Consider the following 16,709-nt stretch of genomic DNA (forward strand, 5'->3'; position numbering starts at 1 on the left):
TCTGAGCAGCGTAACGCCAGACATCAGACGTTAAACATCAAACCCTAAAAATGAATATACTTATACTTGGCTCGGGGGGGCGCGAACATGCCTTTGCATGGAAACTGACCCAGAGTCCGTTGTGCGATCATCTGTTTGTAGCGCCGGGCAATGCCGGTACCGCGCAGATGGCGACCAACTTACCCATTGCTGTTACCGATTTTGCCGCCATTGCCGGGGCCATACGTACCCATCAGATCGATTTGCTGCTGGTTGGCCCGGAAGAACCGCTGGTGAAAGGCGTAGTCGACTACCTGCGTCAGCAACCCGATCTGGACGGTCCGCCGCGCGGTACGTTGCGTATTGTGGGGCCCGATGCGATGGGAGCACAGCTGGAGGGAAGCAAAGATTTTTCGAAGACCTTTATGGCGAAGCACGGTATTCCGACGGCCGCTTCGCGCACGTTTACTGGCGAAACCCTGGACGAGGGTCTGGCTTATCTGGAAACACATACGCTGCCAGTCGTGTTAAAAGCTGATGGCCTGGCGGCAGGCAAGGGCGTTATTATTGCTGACACCGTGGCGCAGGCCCAGGATACGCTGCGTGAGATGCTCGACGGCCGGTTTGGCGAAGCAGGCCACCGGGTCGTGATCGAGCAGTTTCTGCGGGGCATCGAACTGTCGGTATTTGTCCTGAGCGACGGCACCAACTACAAGCTGCTGCCCGAAGCCAAAGATTACAAGCGCATCGGCGAAGGCGACACCGGCCCCAATACGGGTGGCATGGGGGCTGTTTCGCCGGTGGTGTTTGCCAACGACACGTTTCTCCGGAAAGTCGAGGAGCGGGTTGTGAAGCCCACGATGGCGGGCCTTCAGCAGGAAGGTATCGTCTACAAAGGCTTCATTTTTATTGGGTTGATGAACGTGAAAAGTGACCCCTACGTCATTGAGTATAACGCCCGGATGGGTGATCCCGAAACGGAAGTGGTACTGCCGCGGATTCAGACCGATCTGGTCGAATTGCTGGTGGCCACGGCCGATGGCGAACTCGACAAAGTGACGATGCAGGTGTTGCCACAGACCGCCGTTACGACGGTGCTGGTTTCGGGCGGCTACCCCGATGCGTACGAGAAAGGCAAAGCCATTGCTGACCTCGACCGCCTCGATGACGTAACCGCTTTTCATGCGGGCACAACCAACCTCGACGGGCAGGTTGTGACCAACGGAGGACGCGTGCTGGCAATCACAGCCATTGCCAACTCGCTCGAAAACGCCGTACGGAAGTCGCAGGAAGCGGCCCGAACGGTAACATACGACGGAAAATATTTCCGAAAAGATATAGGACTGGATCTGATCCGGTACCAAGACTGAAAATGTACAATGTACAATGAACACTGTATAATGACTGTTATCATGAGTCAGGTACGTGTTCAGTAAAGCCATTGTACATTGTTCATTATACTTTGTACATTCAAAAATGGGATGTCAATCCTGTGCTGTTGGCGGATGCGGATCTCGCGCCCGGACAACCGACGCTGGTGAGGTGGCTGTAGCGACCAAAACGGCGGGCTGTTCGAGCGGGGGCTGTTCATCAGGCGGCTGCAATAAACTAAACTCGTTTGACTGGTTGAGCGACATGCTCCCATCAAACGCACCCAATACCCGCGACGGCTATACCGTTGTTGAGGTAAAATTTAAAGGCGGTCGTAAGGAGTACTTCCGCAATGTCCATAACCTTGACCTCACTACGGGCGACTTTGTGGTGTGCGAGATGACTTCGGGCTACCACTTGGGCGCGGTATCAATGCAGGGCGATCTGGTGCGGCTGCAACTCAAGCGCAAGCATGTTCAGGTCAACGACGACACGAAGGTGATTCAGCGGGTAGCTACCCAACGCGACCTTGAAAAGCACGAACAGGCCATTCTGCGCGATTTGCCGAGCCTCTACCGTGCCCGTGAGATCGTGCGCGACCTGAAGTTGCAGATGAAGCTCTCCGATGTCGAGTTTCAGTCCGACAACACGAAAGCGACGTTCTACTACTCGTCGGAGGAGCGCGTTGATTTTCGGGAGCTGATCAAGATGCTGGCATCGGAGTTCAAGGTGCGCGTCGAGATGCGGCAGATTAGTCTGCGGCAGGAAGCGGGGCGCATTGGTGGGCTGGGTTCGTGTGGCCGTGAGCTTTGCTGCTCGACCTGGCTAACCGATTTCAAGAACATCACTACCTCGGCTGCCCGCTACCAGAACCTATCGCTCAATCCGGCCAAACTATCGGGGCAATGCGGTCGGTTGAAGTGCTGCCTCAACTACGAACTCGACACCTACGTGGATGCGTTACGCGACATTCCGACGGTCGAGAAGCCGCTGGAAACCCAGAAAGGCCGTGCTTTCCTGCAGAAGACCGACATCTTCCGCAAGATCATGTGGTTTGGCTACAGTTCGGAGAGCACCTGGCATCCGCTGCCCATTGCTCGAGTGCTGGAGATCGTGGCGCTGAATAAGCAGGGCGTTGTACCGGAGTCGTTCGATGTGCTCACGCCGGTTGGCGAGAAGGAAGCGCTTTCCGCCGCCGCCCTCAACGCCGATCTGACCCAGTTGGACAAGAAATACGCCAGCCAGAACCGCAGCAGTAGCAATCGTCGAAAGAAGAAAAAACGGTAGTTGCGGTACTATATCAGCGAAAAGGGCTTCCAATATGGAAGCCCTTTTCGTGTTTATCGACCCGGTAAAACGGACGTGTCTATACGTTATATGGGCAAATAAACGGTAAACGTGGCTCCCTCGCCGGGCTGGCTGGTGGCCGTGATAGCGCCACCGTGGGTGTTTACCACTTTTTCGCAGATGGCCAGGCCGATACCCGTTCCGGCGTATTTGGCTTTGCTATGAAGGCGCTGGAACACCTGAAAAATACGGTCGAGGTAGCGCGGCTCGAAACCAATGCCGTTGTCGATGATATCGATACGGTGATAACCCTGCGTACGGGTGGGGTCGAGCAGCGTGGGGGCATCGGCGGCGATAACCCGCTGGGTACGTACCTGGATGTGCGGAATGGCACCCGCCTTTTTGAACTTAATGGCGTTGCTGAACAGATTCTGAAAAAGCTGCCGTAATTGCGACGCATCGCCCCGCACTATGGGTAGCTCAGGTACGTCGACTATAGCGCCCGATTCGGCTACTGCGAGTTCCAGATTGAGCAACACGTCGGTCACGACGGCATTGAGCGACACCGAATTGGTGATTTCTTTCCGGGTCGAGAGGCGCGAATAGGTCAGCAGATCCTGAATGAGCATCGACATGCGCCGGGCGGCCGACTGCATCCGCTCCAGCAGTTCCACATCCGGGCCGAGTTCGGTAGCCCGCTGATTCTTCAGAATATCGCCGAACGACTGAATTTTGCGGAGCGGCTCCTGCAAATCATGACTGGCTATGTAGGTGAACGACTGAAGGTTATCGTTGCTCCGGCGCAGTTCGAGGTTGGCGGCTTCGAGTTGCTGCTGATTGGCAAGCAGGTTGTCTTCTGCCAGTTTTTCGCTTGTCTTATCCTGCATGGTCAGCACCACCCCGTCGCCCCGCCTGACAATCGACAGGTCATAAAAACCGGGGCCATTGCCGTAATCATAGGTGATATCACCGCGGTAGGGCACGTCGGTGTCGATAACCTGTCGGCACCGGCTCAGCAACTCGTTGGCATAGCTTGCTGAGTAAAAGTCGAGAAGCGTATAGCCGACCACCTGTTTATCGGTGCGATTCATCCACCGCCGATTGGCTTCGTTTTGGAGAATAAACCGAAAATTGACGATCTGCCCATCGACATTCCGCATGGCGTCGAAGGCTACAATCGCGTTTTGCGAACCATCGAGCACCGACTCCAGCAATTGGGCCTGCGAGTGGTAGGCCAGTTGTGCTTTGCGGGTTGCTGTTATATCGGTTAACGCCAGAATGAGTTGATCTTTTTGGGGAGCCATAGCCACCCGATACCAACTACGATGTCCGTTTGCGCCCGAAGGCATTTCAAACTCCTGGGCTTCACCCAGCTTAACGCCCAGAATACAGCGAGATAACAGCCCCGACTCGCGGGCGTTGTGGAAGGCAGCAGCAAGTGGCTTGCCGATCAGGTCTGTTTGGGTCTGGCAAATCTCATCCCGAAACAGCGAATTCATGCGCACAACACTAAAATCCTGCACGCGGGCGGCAGAAGGCTCGGCTTTGAGGACAACCAGCCCCATAGGGCCGCTTTCCATGATGTCGTTTAGCAACTGCGCCTGTTGCGATACGGCCTCGTCGGCTTTTTTACGGGCCGTGATGTCCAGGTACGTTACCATGACGCCCTCCTCTATGGGCACCACCGTTATAGCCCGCCACTTGTTTTGCTCGGGATAATAGGTTTCAATGGTATGTTTCTCGCCCGTGTTACAAACCCGCAAGTACTGCTCAAGCAGCCCGCTGGACGCCGGGTAGATTTCCCGCACGGTATGCCCCAACAGAGTTTCGCGGGTATGCCCAACCACGCGCAGGCCTGCCTCGTTGGCTACGCCAAATCGAAAATCGCGAATTTGGCCCTGCTCGTCGCGAATGGCTTCCAGCACGATAACGCCATTTACCGATGCGTCGAATGCCCGCTCAATCAGGGGTTTCAGCCTAGTTGAGGCCATTCCGTCGTCGTTATTCACAAGGTTGGGCGGTTTGTTAAGACAAGTCTAATTAAGCGGCTAATTGCTGAAAATAGCTAAATGCCTGATCGGCTGCCGCTACTACGGCGATTTGGTGACCTTCTGCGCGTTGGGTCAGGTACGTACAGAAGGCTTTCCAGCGAGGGCCGGTTTGCGCACCGTAGCCCCCAAAGAACTGAGAATCAACATCGGCGAGGGCAGGCGTGCGGCGCAGTGCTTTGGCAATCACCTGCCCGCCCAACATAGAGCCTTCTGCTACATAGAGCGCCCCTAACAGTTGCGTGGCGTTCCAGCCAGCAAACAAATCAGCCGCCGGACTTGGTAACGGTACCCCCATACGTTGCAGATCGGCCACCAGCCAGGGGGTTTTTCGGCTAGCCTGATAATCATAACCAGCCAGGGCACCAGCCTGTTTGGTTACCGCCGCTTCCAGAGCCTGATGGAATCGATAATGAATGGTCAGCAAGTGCACATACTCGTCGCGGGTAAGCAAACCGTCCATCAGTTGCTGCGCATACAGCAGCCGTTCGGTTTGCTCGTGACGGGTTCGTGTTTCTAGTTTCAGTTGAGTAAGTATATCCATTGGTACGAAACGATCATCCGGTGTCATTCATTGGCCTTGTGGCGGTTGGCCGGCCCAATTGGCTGATGGCTGATCCCGTTACGGCATCTGTTGGCTTTGGGAGAGCCAGAAATCAATAGCCTGTCGCATCATATCGCTCACTTCGTGGTAGCTATCGGGTTTAATCATATACGCATTGGCGCCCAGCTCGTAGGCCCGGCGCATATCTTTCGGGTTCTCAGACGTACTGTACACCACCAACGGCAGGTAGCGGGTACGGCTGGTGGCACGTACCTGCTGAATAACCTCAAAGCCGCTGTGACCCGGCAAATTCAGGTCGACCAGCACCAGACGTGGCATCGGTACACTTTGCCCCTGATACGTACCCTGTTGAAGCAGAAAGTCGATAGCCTCCGTGCCGCTCGTCAGAATCGTAAACGTAGGGGGTGTACTCAGGCGTTTGATCACCCGCTTGAATACATCCACTTCGTCCTGATTATCTTCAACGTACAGTATATCGAGCATGATCGTTACTGAGCTATTTTGGGAAATGACACATAAAACGTGGTAGCCTGATACGGTGTACTGTTGAACCAGACTTTACCCCGGTGGCGGCCCATGATTCGCTTCACAATAGCCAGCCCAACGCCGTACCCTTCGTAGTCGGCAGCCGAGTCAAGTCGTTTGAAAAGCTCAAATACCTTGCCTGCCTGCCTCATGTCGATACCGATACCATTATCAGTAACCGAATAAATGATTTCGTGTTCGTTTTCCTGGCCTTCTACACGCACTATCGGCTTCTCAACGTGCCGGGAATACTTGACTGCATTCGACATCAGGTTGCTAAACACTTGGGTTACCATCGTGTGATCACCGTATAACTCAGGCGTTTTGCCAATGGTAATGGTCACGTGGTGGCCGCTGCTGGCGAGTGCAACTTGTAGCTCATCCTGGATCTGATGCAGCAACGAGGACATCGTAAGCCGCTCTACCGTGATCTCGTTGCGACTTGTGCGTGAATAATGCATCACGTTCCGAATGAGCATGCCCATCCGATCCGAGGCTTTCACCACTTTATTGAAAAGCCCCTTCGCCCCATCATCCATCTGGTCGCCGTAATCTTCCTCGTAGATTTCGAGGTAGCTTTTTATCGACGACAGCGGCGTACGCAGGTCATGCGATACTGTGTAGCTGAATGCTTCCAGTTCTTCGTAGGCCAGACGCAACTGCTCGTTGAGAGCCCGAATCTGATTGGCTTTCTGCGACACAAGCTGGAGCAGGTCTTCGCGCAGCCTGAGGGCCACCGATACCTCTACCTGCCGCCACGGCACCGACTTGTTCCGCACCAGTTCGGCCCATTTATCGAAACTTTTACGCGGACTGATCCGCCCTTCGCCTTTTTCGTCGACAGTTACAGGTTTTTCGGGGTTTCCTCCCCACAGCACCGTCTGAATCTGTTCGGGCTTGAACCACAGCAGGTACTCGTCCATTTCGCGGGAGAGCATCAGCGCCAGCATGCCCGATGCCCGCTTACGGTAGGCCTCGGCAGGCGGGTATAAGTTGGGGAGCTGGTTGGTCTGAAAAACCGTTTCGGTCGACGTTGTTTTCAGCCACGTTACCAGGTTCACGATCTCGTCGTCGGGCGGCGTGTCGCCGAGGGTATACAGCTTGCCTTCAAACATTAAGGCTGCCCCCGTGGCCGTGTTCATATCGAGCACCGTTGTGCTGTGCTTGGTCAGCCCCTGTACCACATCCCAGTCGCCCAGCATCTGATGGTAAAGGGTTTGCTCGTGGTTCTGTAGCTGCTGAGCAAAATCGGCGTCATCGTCGTCTTTCCGGATTTCCAGCGCCGTCGACAGCAGCTGACTGATCAGCTTTACCGACTGCCGGGTGGGATAATCGATGAACCGCGGACCGCTATAATGATGGCAGGCGATGAGCCCCCACAATTCGCCCCGGTAGATGAGCGAGATGCTCATGCTCGACCGTACGCCCATGTTTTTGAGGTACTCGATGTGCAGCAACGAAACAGCCCGGAGGCTGGCGTGCGTCAGGTCGAGCGGGCGGTTATGTTGCGCGTAGTTGACCGGGTAGAGGGGCACCTGATCCTCCTGCACGTCGACCACGCTGCGTACCAGATTGATTTTGTACATCTCCCGCGCCTGCCTCGGAATGTCGGAGGCCGGATAATGCAGGCCCAGAAACGGTTCCAGATGAGGTTCGCGGGCTTCGGCAATGACTTCACCATGCCAGTCTTCGCTGAAGCGGTAGATCATGACCCGCTCAAAACCCGTAATTTCTTTGATTTTGGGGGCAATCTTACTGAACAGGGAGTTGATCGAGTGGCTGCGCTGCGTTTCGCTCATGGTTTGCGATAGCAGCACGGGCATGGTTACCGACGAAACCTTTTTCTCGGTATCGACCGGCTCCATTTCCATGATCAGCGCGCCATCGTGCAGGTGTAGCAAAACGTACCAGACCTGCCCGTTGATGGTCACCTGATACGGATTGAACGACTCCAGCGAGCTGTGCTGCATGGCCAGCGTCAGCAGGTGCTGCATCAACGTACCTGGCTGATCACCGAAAGGTACTTCGGCAATTGGTTTGCCAATGATTGCGGCGGCGGGCTGATGGGTAAGCGCCTCGCTATTTTCGCTGGCCTGCCAAATCGTGAATGTGGTGGGGTCTAACGCTAGCAGATACCCGTGCGACTGGATAAAGCCGGGCCATTGAATAGGCTCCTGATCACAGTTAGTTATGTCGTACGCGGGTTTCATAGCGCTATTCTATCTAGTACGCTGCCGCCGGTGCCCCGTTCAGGAGGGGGCATCGTCTTTACGCAGGCAGATTGTTTATCCGGTAGATTGCAAATCTACATCTTTGTTAAAGAGTACAGGGTCCGTTAGTTAAACAAAACGTCTAGCCTTCAACGAAAATAAGAACGTTGGAAGCTAGACGTTTTATGTACCTGATTACGCTGCAAATTAAGCAGCACCGCGTGTCAGCTTCGTTTTCAGGAACTGCACGATAATGGGCATTATCGACAAACCAACGATGCCGAAGACAACGATTTCAAAGTTTTTCTGCACGAATGGAATATTGCCGAAGAAATAACCCAGCAGCGAAATACTCACCACCCACAATACCGCGCCCACGACACAGTAACGGATATACGTACCATAATTCATGCTGCCCGCACCCGCCACAAATGGCGCGATCGTCCGGACGATCGGAATGAACCGCGCCAGAATAACCGTGCGTCCACCGTGTTTTTCGTAAAATTTCTCGGTTTCGGTGATGTATTCGCGCTTAAAGAACAGAATCCGTTCGCGCATTTTGATCTGCGCCCCCAGCTTCTTCCCGACGAAGTAGTTGACGTTGTCGCCCAGCAGCGCCGCCACAATCAAAAGCGGGATAATGACCCCAACGCTCAGGTCGTTGGTGTCGCGGGCGGCCAGTGCGCCAGCCGCAAAGAGCAGTGAATCGCCGGGGAGTAGCGGCATCACAATCAGTCCCGTTTCAGTAAAAACGATCAGAAACAGAATGGCATACAGCAGTACGCCGTAGTCGTTGGCCCACGCATCGAGAAACTTATCGAGGTGAAGCAGGAAATCGATGAGGGATTTGATTACTTCCATAACTCATATTGCGACACAACGAATTGCGTCTCACCGCCGGATGGTTTTGTGGCGACTTACTCGGTTGACTACTTCGCAAACGCCGCAGGGACGTCGGCCCGGATTATGCTTTATCCAGGAAATGCGTGAACGTATCGCCCCGCAGCCCCAGCCGGATAGTTTCCAGCGGGATAATCTCGTTGGGCGCAATATTGCCGACGTTGACATTGGCTCCCAGCAGTTTAACAAACCAGACCTGCTGCTCTTTCTGAGGGGCTTCCCAGATGATTTTTTCGAACGGAACCTGCGTCAGAATCTCTTCAACCAGCCCCTGCCGAACCTCGCCGCTCGACCGGAACAACCCGACCGTGCCACCTTCGCGCGCCTCACCGATTACCTTCCAGGCGCCCGCTTCGAGCTCGGCCGTCATGAGTTTGATCCACTTATACGGCGGGATGATTTTGGCTTCGTCTTTCGAGCCCACCTCCGACAACACCGTTACCTGCTCCGACAGCGTACGAATGTAATTGCACTTCACATCGGGGTCCATGTCGATCGAACCATCCGATACTTCGGCGTGCTTCAGGTCATATTTATCGAGTAGACGGCGGTAGTCGTCGAACTGATTACGAACAACAAACGCCTCAAACAACGTACCCCCGAAGTAAACAGGAATCCCTGCCGACCGGTAGGTATCAAGTTTCTGCTGCAGGTGGGGCGTAACAAACGAGGTAGCCCAACCGAGCTTAACAATATCGATGTGATCGGTCGAAACCGACAGCATATCTTCTACTTCGCGGACGCTGAGGCCCTTGTCCATAACCATAGTAAGGCCCTTTTCGCGGGGCTTCATCGTACGGTCAGGAATCTGGGTTAATGTATAGTTCATTGAATCAAGCAGTGGCCTGTGTTTGCAAAATCGCCCAAAAGTAGCAACACTTACCTGATTCTCACAATTTAATCCACAAATAGGCGCCCGTTTGCCCGGTTCTGCTTAGTTAAATACTATTTTGCCGACATGGATGAGAACACAAGACTTTCGGTTTTTCAGCGCCTCGTTGGGCAACCCATGACGCAGTCGCCATCGGGCGTGGGGCGGTGGCTTGCCGGCACCCTGCAATCGGCCGAAGAAGGCCGTATGGTCGCCACGTACCTGATCCGCGACGATATGGTCAATCCGATGCAGGTGTTGCATGGTGGCGCGGCGTCGGCTATTCTTGACGATCTGTGTGGTCTGACCGTTTTTGCCCTGGGTCGCGAATTCGGCTACACGTCTGTCAACCTGAACATGGATTTTCTGAACCCGGCGCGTTTGGGCGAAACCCTTACCGCCGAAGCCGTAGTGACCCGCGCTGGCCGCAATATCGTTCACGTAGAAGGGCGTATCACCAACGAAGCCGGTAAGCTCATCGCCAAATGCAGTACCAATCTGGTACAGACAGGCGTGAAAATGTAGTTTAATGTTCAAGGTCTAACGTCTAAAGTTGCTGCGCCAGAGAACCAATACGTGCTCAGGCGCAGCAACTTTAGACGTTAGACCTTGAACATTAAACCAAAAATCTCTACCTTTGCCCCCTCATTTTCAAGTCATATACAATCATGTACGCAATCGTAGAGATCGCAGGGCAGCAATTTAAAATCGAGAAGGGCCGCTATATATACACTCACCGTTTGAGTGGAGAGGTGGACGCTGCACTTGCCTCCGACCAGGTGAAAGTTCTCCTGGTTGACAACGCGGGTACGATTACCGTTGGTGCGCCCACAGTAGCAGGGGCCACGGTTTCGGCCACTATCCTCGAACACCTCAAGGGTGAGAAGGTAATCGTCTTCAAAAAGAAGCGTCGGAAAGGCTACAAGAAGAAAAACGGCCACCGTCAGTACCTGACCAAAGTGCAGATTAACGATATCACCGTGTAAAAAATCCGTTCAGGGTTCAATCTTCAACGTTTAACGCTGTTTTGCTTAAAGACAAACTGGCTTTAAACATCGGACATTGAACATTGGACTTTTCCAAACAATGGCACACAAGAAAGGCGTCGGTAGTTCGAAGAACGGCCGTGACAGCATCAGCAAGCGACTGGGCGTCAAAATTTTCGGTGGTCAGGCGGCCATCGCGGGTAACATCATCATCCGTCAGCGTGGCACCAAACACCATCCTGGCAAAAACGTAGGTCTGGGCCGCGATCACACGCTGTTCGCCCTCGTTGATGGCACCGTAAGCTTCACCAAAGGCCGCGACAAGCGTTCGGTGGTGAACGTGGTTCCAGCAGAAGCCGCTGCGGTAGCTGCTGAATAAGCCCACGGAACGTACCTGTAGAGACGCAATCCCTTGCGTCTGTCCCGCGTCAGCAACACAACGTACCTATAAAGGCACGATTTATTGCTGACGCGGGACAGACGCAAGGGATTGCGTCTCTACGCGTTTAGGCCTTCCACAAGCCTTTCATGGAAGCGGGCGTTCGTTGCTGTAAAGCGTTTGCTGCTCCGGCAGCCGGCCGGTAACTTTGACCATTCATTGCCAACAACCACATGGATCAACTCTTCTCTGCCGAAGCTCTTATCAGCTTACTGACGCTTACCTTCCTGGAAATCGTTCTGGGGATTGATAACATCATCTTTATCTCCATTGCCGCCAACAAGCTTGCTCCAGCCGATCAGCCCAAGGCGCGTAACATCGGGCTGTTTCTGGCTATGCTGTTCCGGGTGGCGTTACTATTTGGTATCTCGGTGCTTATCTCGCTGAGTAAACCATTTACCCATATCGACGCGGGCTGGTTTGTAGCGGCTCCTACCGGGCAGAGCATCATTCTGTTTGCAGGGGGTCTGTTCCTGCTCTACAAAGCCACGTCGGAGATTCATCACAAACTAGAGGGCGACCCACAGGCTGATGAAGTAAACGCTGGCGACACAAAGGCGGGTAAAGCCAGTGTTGGCAGCGTGGTGGCTCAAATCGCCATCATCAACATCGTTTTCTCGATCGACTCTATCCTGACCGCCGTTGGCCTTACGCAGAACATCGCCGTCATGATCGCCGCCGTTGTTCTCTCGGTTTTAATCATGATGTTCTTCGCCGGTCCCGTTGGCCGCTTCGTCAACGATCACCCGAGTATTCAGATGCTGGGCCTGGCTTTCCTGATCATGATCGGCTTTATGCTGATTGCCGAAGGCGCTCACCTCTCGGAAGTGGTCTTCTTCAACGCGCCGGTTGGCACCGTTCCTAAAGGTTATCTCTATTTCGCAATTGCGTTCTCGCTGCTGGTCGAGTTCCTGAACATGAAACTCCGCAAAAATCAGAAGCCCATCCGCATGCGAGGCTACGAAGATCAGGCCGAGCGCGAAGGCATCATCTAAATGTATGATGCATGATTTATAATGTATAATGGGTTGAAGGATAGGTAGCTACGGTTACGTACCTGGCCTGCAATTCATCGTCCATTGTTCATTCTCCAATGAGTCTCACCGACCAACTACAGGACATCCTTAACAGCCTGGGAGGCTTTGGCCCCGAAGCGTGGCTGGCTCTCACATTTTGCGCGTTGTTGCTGGCTGAATTGGTGCTGCTCCGGCGCAGCCAGGAAGCCACCGCACGGTATTGGTTATCAGCCATTACGCTGGTTATCTTACTGGTGGCAGGTGGTCTGTCGCTGATGCAGGCGAGCCGTGGCCCCCTATTTCAGAGCCTGCTCTTCCTCGACAATCAGGCTGTTTTCTTCAAAGTCGTGGTTGCGTTGAGCGCTATCGGCGTCGTGTTGTGGGAAACCGGTAGTCACCGTACCACCCGGCGCTTGCCCACCGAGTGGTATGCCATCCTGCTGGGCATGGTACTGGGGTTGTTTCTGCTGACGATGGCGGTCAATCTGCTGGCCATCTACATAGCAATCGAACTGGTTTCGATCAGTTCCTACCTGCTCACGGGTCTTGCCGCCGACCGAAAAGCATCGGAAGGGGGCCTTAAATACCTGCTCTTCGGCGCGGTCAGTTCGGCCGTGATGCTCTACGGCATGTCATTACTGTATGGCCTCACCGGCACCCTCGATATTACCAGCACGGTGTTTGGCATCGAACTCGCCAAGAATGGCACGGTAGCCTTGGTAGCCCTGTTGCTAACAACCGCGGGTGTACTCTTCAAGCTCTCGGCAGTTCCTTTTCACATCTGGACACCCGATGCCTACGAAGCCGCCCCCATACCGGTAGCGGCCTTTTTCTCGATTGGCCCCAAAGCGGCAGCTCTACTGGTACTGATGCGCCTGCTAACGGCCCTACCCATTGGCGACGTGCAGACGCCCCTCGCCGTGGTGGCACTGGCGGGTATTCTGATCGGCAATTTGTCGGCCCTGCGCCAGACAGACGCCAAACGGCTACTCGCCTATTCAACTATTGCGCAGGCGGGTTTTCTGCTCGTTGGTGTTATTGCCATGAGCGAAGCGGGCTTTGAAGCGGCTATTTTCTACGCCGCAACGTACCTGTTCATTACACTGGCCGCGTTTTTTCTCATCGATGCGCTGGCGCCAGCGAACGCAGCCCAATCGGGCTCGTTTCGCATTGCCGACTTTGCCGGTCGCTATAAGGCCTCTCCCCTACTGGCCATTTGCCTGGTCGTGGTTGCGCTGGCGCTGACGGGCCTTCCGCCAACGGTTGGTTTCACGGCCAAGTTCCTGTCGTTTACGGCGCTGTTTGGCGCCTATCAGACTACGGGTAACCCCTGGTTGCTGTGGCTGTTTGGGCTGGGGCTGGCCAACGCCGTCATCTCGCTCTTTTATTATCTCAAAATCCCCTTCCTGCTGTTTTTCCGGCCGCCGGTAGCCAACGTACCTGGTGCCGACGTACCTGTGCGGCTCGTAGCGCTGCAATGGGTTGCCCTTGCCCTGATGATCCCGCCGGTTGTGCTGCTGTTTTTAAAACCAGACTGGCTGCTTCAGTTGATCGCTGCGTTATAATTTTTACCACCAAGCGATAAGAACACATCGTTTCAGGTTAGCTCCTCAGTGCTCTCTATGCCTCGGTGGTATCCTCTTTCTCTATGCTACACTATATCATCGAGACCCTTGGCTGGGTCGCCTCAATTCTGATTGTCGGTGCCTATTTTCTGAACATACAGGGACGTCTCGACGCGAAGGATCCGCGCTACGTATGGGCCAATCTGATTGGGGGATTGTTCTTCGTGGTCAATACCTGGTACCACGGGGCCTATCCATCGGCCCTGGTCAACATCGTGTGGGTGCTGATCGCTGTGTTTTCGCTCAGTGTGCGTGCGCGGCGCGGTGGTGACGCAGGTTCAGCAAGTGCGAAGTAACCAGGCCCGCTGAGGCAGCATAAGCAGCATATTCAAATACCGGGCTGACATCTTCCAGCAACAGACAAACGCCGAACAGCGACAGGAATGCCCATAGAGCGAACCGGATAGCGGGGGTTGTATGCTGGCGTGTGGCGAAATAAACGGCAACAATGTTCACGGCAATAAAGGCGTAATCGAGGCTGAGAAAGCTCGCCTGTAGCACACCATCTTTCCGCAGTAGGTTCGACGTAACGACCAGCGCGGGCGCAGCCAGGCAATGAATAATGCACAGGATAGAGCCGGTGATGCCGATATAGTCTGCTTTTCTATCTGCTACGTCTGCCTTCATACAATTAAGCTGCCGCTTGCTACTGCAAAGTTAAATAACCGGCGCTACTTATTGCAACATAGCTGCAAAGCAGCGCGCGTTTTCGTATAACTCGATTTTTTGCAATAAGGTTGCAAACTCTTTTGCAACAATGTTGCGATTATGTAATTTTGCAAAAACAACCGATCAGAATATGGCATCAACGTATGGAAACCGACTAGCCGGCCTTCTAGGGCTGCTGGTCGTGGGCGGCTTGCTGGTAGGCAGTTGCAAAAAGGGCACCGACCCGCTACCAGCCGATGAGAATGAACTCATCACCACGGTTAGCCTGCGCTTCACGCAGGGCAGCAACACGCAGACGTTCATCTATCAGGATAAAGATGGCGATGGCGGCGCGGCTCCGACCAAATTCGATAACATCACCCTAACGGCCAACCAGAGCTATACGATGACGGTCGATCTGGTTGATGAGAGTAAAACACCGGCTCAAAGCATTACCGACGAAATTCGGGAGAAGCAGGATGAGCACCTGTTTGTGTTTACCCCTACGCCAGCCTCGCTGCTCACATATACATACGGTGATAAAGACACGCGCAACTTCCCGATTGGCCTGACCGGTACTGTACAAACCGGAGCCGCCGGAACCGGTCAACTCAACGTGCGGCTGCGGCATCAGCCCCCCATCAACGGCACCCCCGTTAAGAATGGTACGGCTACCCCCGGCTCTGATGATGTGAACCTGAATTTCAACGTGACGGTACGGTAACTCGACCCCCCACTTACACACAAAGCCCCGCTGGACTCATTCCAGCGGGGCTTTCTTGTGGCTTTGTCATCACGACAAAAAGGTACTACCAGCGTCTGAATAACTGCTTAATAACCTTCATTCTGAACAATCGCCGGGTTCACGTCGATTTCGCGCTTGGGTATGGGGAATACCAGTTTGGGGGCATTCCACGCGAACGTACCTGTCGACAGACGCAGGCGCTTGATGTCGTGGATACGCAGACCCTCGAAGGCAAGCTCCCACCGACGCTCCTGCACGATTTGAGCTAATGTCAACGTACCTGTCAGCGGTGCCAGACCGGCACGCACCCGGATCAGGTTGACATCGGCCAGTGGTGAAGCACCTGTAGTCGAACCCAATTGCAGATTTGCCTCCGCCCGGATCAGGTACATCTCAGCCAGACGGATAACGGGAATATTCGCGCCAAAATCGGTGAATTTGCCGGTATAATATTGACTCGCGCCTCCCAAAGCACCCACATAGAGAAGTTCTGTGCGGCGGGCGTCTGTAGCAGCGTAGCTGTTCACAAACGTCGAGATAATCCGCACGTCACTGCGGCCAATGCGCGCACCGGATGGCGTCGGGATACTGGCATAAAACGTCGTCAAACCGTCGTTCGACGTACCTGCGTTATTCTGATCATTCTGTTGAATTTCGAAGATACTTTCCTGTGTATTCCGATTCCGAAAAATCGACGTCACGCTGGGATTGAGCCGATAGTTGCCCGACGTAATCACGCTATTGGCCGCAGCCAGCGCAGCCGCATAATTCCCCTGTTGCAGATATACCCGCGCTAAGAAGGCCAGCGCCGTGTAGCGATCGGCCCGTGTGCCATTATCGTCAGGAAGCAGGGAAGCCGCTTTAGTCAAGTCGTCGATGACCTGCGTATACGTTTGGGCTACGGTTGACCGGGGCGTCTGCGTACTGGCCTGATTGACATCGCTGCTTGGCGTCAGTACCAGCGGAATACCCAACTGCGTATTGCCCGAAGTAGCTCCCCAGGGCAAGGCGTAGTAACGAACCAATTCAAAGAACAGGATACCCCGGATGAAGCGAGCCTCTCCTTCAAACGTGCTCTTCTGATCCGCATCAGTTACAACGTTCAAAGCGTTCAGCACCCCGTTGACGTTGTTGATGGCACCATAAGCTGCAATCCAGGTACGTTGTGCTTCGGCATTGGCATTGGTATACGTCTTGTTTGCCACCTCTCGGTAACTGGCAAACGTACCCCGCCAGGAGACATATCCCTCAGATCCCTGTAGTTCAGATAACAGGTTGAAGTTAGTACCATAAAGCGCCCCGCCTCCCAGAATGCCGTACGAGCCGATAATAGCCGATTCAACCGCTTGCGCGTCGCTTAAGGCGGTGGCAGCGTCGATACTTTGCTGGGGTTGCAATTCCAGTTTATCCGTACAGGCCGACAGCGACAGCACCACCGCCAGACTGGCTAACATGAGTTTCTTTTTCATAAAATAAGTCTTCGTGATGAGTAAC

The 16,709-nt window shown here is 54.2% G+C and carries 17 protein-coding genes; 9 read left to right on the forward strand and 8 right to left on the reverse strand.

Annotation, left to right across the window (positions count from 1 at the left end):
* Positions 1 to 50 precede the first annotated feature (50 nt).
* Positions 51 to 1,349: a phosphoribosylamine--glycine ligase gene (gene purD / locus ACAW74_RS26750; protein WP_370701332.1), complete on the forward strand. Its 1,299-nt coding sequence runs from the start codon at positions 51 to 53 to the stop codon at positions 1,347 to 1,349.
* A 106-nt stretch (positions 1,350 to 1,455) separates the two neighbouring features.
* The gene (locus ACAW74_RS26755; protein WP_370701333.1) at positions 1,456 to 2,637 is read left to right on the forward strand and encodes a PSP1 domain-containing protein; all 1,182 of its coding nucleotides are present in this window, start codon (positions 1,456 to 1,458) and stop codon (positions 2,635 to 2,637) included.
* An 86-nt stretch (positions 2,638 to 2,723) separates the two neighbouring features.
* On the opposite strand, the gene ACAW74_RS26760 is transcribed toward ACAW74_RS26755, so the two are convergent.
* From ACAW74_RS26760 to ACAW74_RS26785, 6 genes are all read right to left on the reverse strand, one after another.
* Positions 2,724 to 4,646, reverse strand: coding sequence for an ATP-binding protein (locus ACAW74_RS26760; protein ID WP_370701334.1), 1,923 nt, complete (start codon positions 4,644 to 4,646; stop codon positions 2,724 to 2,726).
* 31 nt (positions 4,647 to 4,677) lie between these two features.
* Positions 4,678 to 5,229 carry a biliverdin-producing heme oxygenase gene (locus tag ACAW74_RS26765; protein ID WP_370701335.1) on the reverse strand — a complete coding sequence of 184 codons (552 nt, stop codon included), beginning with the start codon at positions 5,227 to 5,229 and terminating at the stop codon, positions 4,678 to 4,680.
* A 78-nt stretch (positions 5,230 to 5,307) separates the two neighbouring features.
* Entirely contained in the window at positions 5,308 to 5,733 is a 426-nt protein-coding gene (locus ACAW74_RS26770; protein WP_370701336.1) for a response regulator, read from the reverse strand.
* Positions 5,734 to 5,738: 5 nt separating this feature from the next.
* Complete coding sequence (locus tag ACAW74_RS26775) at positions 5,739 to 7,985, reverse strand: ATP-binding protein (protein WP_370701337.1); 2,247 nt, start codon at positions 7,983 to 7,985, stop codon at positions 5,739 to 5,741.
* Positions 7,986 to 8,192: 207 nt separating this feature from the next.
* Positions 8,193 to 8,846, reverse strand: a complete 654-nt coding sequence (locus ACAW74_RS26780; RefSeq protein ID WP_370701338.1) for a DedA family protein — start codon at positions 8,844 to 8,846, stop codon at positions 8,193 to 8,195.
* A gap of 103 nt (positions 8,847 to 8,949) precedes the next feature.
* Positions 8,950 to 9,714, reverse strand: a complete 765-nt coding sequence (locus ACAW74_RS26785; RefSeq protein ID WP_370701339.1) for a phosphosulfolactate synthase — start codon at positions 9,712 to 9,714, stop codon at positions 8,950 to 8,952.
* A gap of 129 nt (positions 9,715 to 9,843) precedes the next feature.
* On the opposite strand from ACAW74_RS26785, the gene ACAW74_RS26790 reads away from it, so the two are divergent.
* The 6 genes from ACAW74_RS26790 to ACAW74_RS26815 all read left to right on the forward strand — a co-directional run bounded on the left by ACAW74_RS26790 (position 9,844) and on the right by ACAW74_RS26815 (position 14,118).
* Complete coding sequence (locus ACAW74_RS26790) at positions 9,844 to 10,281, forward strand: PaaI family thioesterase (RefSeq protein ID WP_370701340.1); 438 nt, start codon at positions 9,844 to 9,846, stop codon at positions 10,279 to 10,281.
* 143 nt (positions 10,282 to 10,424) lie between these two features.
* Positions 10,425 to 10,742 (forward strand): 50S ribosomal protein L21, encoded by a 318-nt coding sequence (gene rplU / locus ACAW74_RS26795; protein WP_370701341.1) that lies wholly within the window; start codon positions 10,425 to 10,427, stop codon positions 10,740 to 10,742.
* Positions 10,743 to 10,842: 100 nt separating this feature from the next.
* Positions 10,843 to 11,121, forward strand: coding sequence for a 50S ribosomal protein L27 (rpmA, locus tag ACAW74_RS26800; protein WP_370701342.1), 279 nt, complete (start codon positions 10,843 to 10,845; stop codon positions 11,119 to 11,121).
* A 233-nt stretch (positions 11,122 to 11,354) separates the two neighbouring features.
* On the forward strand, positions 11,355 to 12,176 hold the full coding sequence (locus tag ACAW74_RS26805; protein ID WP_370701343.1) for a TerC family protein: 822 nt from the start codon (positions 11,355 to 11,357) through the stop codon (positions 12,174 to 12,176).
* Between the two features lie 98 nt (positions 12,177 to 12,274).
* Positions 12,275 to 13,762, forward strand: a complete 1,488-nt coding sequence (locus tag ACAW74_RS26810) for an NADH-quinone oxidoreductase subunit N (protein ID WP_370701344.1) — start codon at positions 12,275 to 12,277, stop codon at positions 13,760 to 13,762.
* 83 nt (positions 13,763 to 13,845) lie between these two features.
* Positions 13,846 to 14,118 carry a CBU_0592 family membrane protein gene (locus tag ACAW74_RS26815; protein ID WP_370701345.1) on the forward strand — a complete coding sequence of 91 codons (273 nt, stop codon included), beginning with the start codon at positions 13,846 to 13,848 and terminating at the stop codon, positions 14,116 to 14,118.
* On the opposite strand, the gene ACAW74_RS26820 is transcribed toward ACAW74_RS26815, so the two are convergent.
* Positions 14,066 to 14,449 carry a MerC domain-containing protein gene (locus ACAW74_RS26820; RefSeq protein WP_370701346.1) on the reverse strand — a complete coding sequence of 128 codons (384 nt, stop codon included), beginning with the start codon at positions 14,447 to 14,449 and terminating at the stop codon, positions 14,066 to 14,068. The genes ACAW74_RS26815 and ACAW74_RS26820 overlap by 53 nt on opposite strands.
* Before the next feature lie 172 nt (positions 14,450 to 14,621).
* Here ACAW74_RS26820 and ACAW74_RS26825 point away from each other — a divergent pair, with 172 nt between their 5' ends.
* Entirely contained in the window at positions 14,622 to 15,194 is a 573-nt protein-coding gene (locus ACAW74_RS26825) for a hypothetical protein (RefSeq protein WP_370701347.1), read from the forward strand.
* A 107-nt stretch (positions 15,195 to 15,301) separates the two neighbouring features.
* On the opposite strand, the gene ACAW74_RS26830 is transcribed toward ACAW74_RS26825, so the two are convergent.
* Entirely contained in the window at positions 15,302 to 16,684 is a 1,383-nt protein-coding gene (locus tag ACAW74_RS26830) for a RagB/SusD family nutrient uptake outer membrane protein (RefSeq protein ID WP_370701348.1), read from the reverse strand.
* Between the last annotated feature and the right edge of the window lie 25 nt (positions 16,685 to 16,709).

The sequence above is a fragment of the Fibrella musci genome, from assembly GCF_041321105.1.
Taxonomy (GTDB): Bacteria; Bacteroidota; Bacteroidia; order Cytophagales; family Spirosomataceae; genus Fibrella; species Fibrella musci.

What these genes read in the sequence shown, in the direction of transcription:
- ACAW74_RS26830 (WP_370701348.1), bottom strand. Translation starts at nt 16,684, where the DNA reads ATGAAAAAGAAACTCATGTTAGCCAGTCTGGCGGTGGTGCTGTCGCTG.
- ACAW74_RS26755 (WP_370701333.1), top strand. Translation starts at nt 1,456, where the DNA reads ATGGGATGTCAATCCTGTGCTGTTGGCGGATGCGGATCTCGCGCCCGG.
- ACAW74_RS26765 (WP_370701335.1), bottom strand. Translation starts at nt 5,229, where the DNA reads ATGGATATACTTACTCAACTGAAACTAGAAACACGAACCCGTCACGAG.
- ACAW74_RS26770 (WP_370701336.1), bottom strand. Translation starts at nt 5,733, where the DNA reads ATGCTCGATATACTGTACGTTGAAGATAATCAGGACGAAGTGGATGTA.
- purD (WP_370701332.1), top strand. Translation starts at nt 51, where the DNA reads ATGAATATACTTATACTTGGCTCGGGGGGGCGCGAACATGCCTTTGCA.
- ACAW74_RS26775 (WP_370701337.1), bottom strand. Translation starts at nt 7,985, where the DNA reads ATGAAACCCGCGTACGACATAACTAACTGTGATCAGGAGCCTATTCAA.
- ACAW74_RS26815 (WP_370701345.1), top strand. Translation starts at nt 13,846, where the DNA reads ATGCTACACTATATCATCGAGACCCTTGGCTGGGTCGCCTCAATTCTG.
- rpmA (WP_370701342.1), top strand. Translation starts at nt 10,843, where the DNA reads ATGGCACACAAGAAAGGCGTCGGTAGTTCGAAGAACGGCCGTGACAGC.
- ACAW74_RS26780 (WP_370701338.1), bottom strand. Translation starts at nt 8,846, where the DNA reads ATGGAAGTAATCAAATCCCTCATCGATTTCCTGCTTCACCTCGATAAG.
- rplU (WP_370701341.1), top strand. Translation starts at nt 10,425, where the DNA reads ATGTACGCAATCGTAGAGATCGCAGGGCAGCAATTTAAAATCGAGAAG.
- ACAW74_RS26790 (WP_370701340.1), top strand. Translation starts at nt 9,844, where the DNA reads ATGGATGAGAACACAAGACTTTCGGTTTTTCAGCGCCTCGTTGGGCAA.
- ACAW74_RS26805 (WP_370701343.1), top strand. Translation starts at nt 11,355, where the DNA reads ATGGATCAACTCTTCTCTGCCGAAGCTCTTATCAGCTTACTGACGCTT.
- ACAW74_RS26810 (WP_370701344.1), top strand. Translation starts at nt 12,275, where the DNA reads ATGAGTCTCACCGACCAACTACAGGACATCCTTAACAGCCTGGGAGGC.
- ACAW74_RS26825 (WP_370701347.1), top strand. Translation starts at nt 14,622, where the DNA reads ATGGCATCAACGTATGGAAACCGACTAGCCGGCCTTCTAGGGCTGCTG.
- ACAW74_RS26785 (WP_370701339.1), bottom strand. Translation starts at nt 9,714, where the DNA reads ATGAACTATACATTAACCCAGATTCCTGACCGTACGATGAAGCCCCGC.
- ACAW74_RS26820 (WP_370701346.1), bottom strand. Translation starts at nt 14,449, where the DNA reads ATGAAGGCAGACGTAGCAGATAGAAAAGCAGACTATATCGGCATCACC.